This is a genomic window from Paraburkholderia madseniana (assembly GCF_009690905.1).
In the GTDB taxonomy this organism is placed as follows: Bacteria; Pseudomonadota; Gammaproteobacteria; order Burkholderiales; family Burkholderiaceae; genus Paraburkholderia; species Paraburkholderia madseniana.
Genome location: NZ_VOSW01000306.1, coordinates 1 through 725 on the forward strand (window position 1 = coordinate 1; position 725 = coordinate 725).

Annotated in this window: 1 protein-coding gene; it reads right to left on the reverse strand. The window is 59.6% G+C overall.

Going from position 1 to position 725, the window contains the following annotated elements; translation table 11 throughout:
- A partial coding sequence (locus tag FSO04_RS49140) for a hypothetical protein (protein ID WP_199203125.1) occupies positions 1-725 on the reverse strand: 725 nt, incomplete at both ends.

Sequence of the window (725 nt, forward strand, 5' to 3'; positions counted from 1 at the left end):
CCAGTGGAGAGGTGCACTTTCTTTCTTCTTCCTCCCCCCCTCCCTTCCCTTTCTTTCCTTTTCTTCCTTCTCTTCCTTTTCTCTCTCTTTCTCCTCTCTCTTCTTCCCCTCCTTCTTCCCCTCCCTCCTCCTCTCCCCTCTCCCCCCCTTTCCTTCTTCCTCCTCTCCTCCCTCTTCCTTTCCCTTTCTCTCTTCTCTCTCCTTTCTTCTCTCTTCTCTTCTTCTTTTTCCTCCCTCCCTTTCTCTCCTCTTTCTTTCTCTTCTCTTCCCTTTTTCTTTTTTCTCTTTCCCCTCTCCCCCCCCTCCTCCCTCTGTCTCTCCCTCCCCTTTCTAGCCGTCCCTCCCCCCTTCCCCCTCCCCTCCCCTCCTCTTCCTCTCCTCTCACTTTTTCTCCCTTCTCTCTCCCTTCCTCTTCCCCTTTTCTCTTTTCTTTTCTTCTCGTCCTCCTCTCCCTCTTTCTTCTCTCTCCTTCTCTTCTCCCCTCCTCTTCCTCCTTTCTCCTCCCCCCCTCTCTCTTCCTTCTCTCTCTCCTTTTTCCCTCCTCTCTCCTCCTCCCTCCTCCTTTCCTCCTCTTCCCCTTTCTTCTCCTCCCCCCCTCTCTTCCCCTCCCCCCTCCTCTCCCCCCCCCCCCTCCCCCCCCCCCCCCCCCCCCCACACCCCCCCCCCCCCCCCCCCCCGCCCCCCCCCCCCCCCCCCCCCCCCTCCCCCCCTTCCCCCTCCCTCCC